The following is a 660-nucleotide window of genomic DNA, read 5'->3' on the forward strand; positions in this document are numbered from 1 at the left end:
CAACAAGACTTGCAGCAAGCACAATTTGCAAAAGACGTTCAAGATTCATTTGCAAAGCAATTAAACGCATATCGTCAAAGTAAGGGTCTATCACCCCTTGTTTGGAATCAAGATCTTGCTGATTTTGAATCTGACCGTGCAGAATCTATTGCCAACGGATCACGTTCCGATCAAACAGCCCAATCCGCACACGATGGTGCAAAAACAGGTATCGCCTTGACTCTCGCAAAACAAGGAAAAGTTGCACAAGGCAGCGAAAACGAATCAGGACTCGTGATGGAACAACTTCCAAACCCAATTTCGACATCAGCATCTGATGTCGCAAAAGGACTTCTTAATAACTGGATCAACTCACCATTACACAATAAAAACCAAGTAAATCCTAATTCTAAAGAATTTGGATTTGGTATTGCCTTTGGTCAATTGTCAGGATACCGAGTAGCTTATGCATATACTGCATTTGCAACACCTCTCCCATTAGACAATAATACGCCTAACACTGAATCAGACGGTTCAATCAAATCAATTGGAACATACCAAGACGCTGTTAACGAATGGAGTAATTGGTCACTAAATCCTTTGAGTGAATCTTCACTCACACAATATCATGCCGAACCACACGTTGAAACATTTGATGACATTAAGGCCAATGCTGATGCA

At 40.8% G+C, this 660-nt stretch carries 1 protein-coding gene; it reads left to right on the plus strand.

What is annotated here, in order from left to right; all coding sequences use genetic code 11:
- The coding region (locus AOQ32_RS08435) for a CAP domain-containing protein (protein WP_148666553.1) at positions 1-660 on the plus strand (660 nt) is incomplete at both ends.

The sequence above is a fragment of the Fructobacillus tropaeoli genome, assembly GCF_001047135.2.
In the GTDB taxonomy this organism is placed as follows: Bacteria; Bacillota; Bacilli; order Lactobacillales; family Lactobacillaceae; genus Fructobacillus; species Fructobacillus tropaeoli.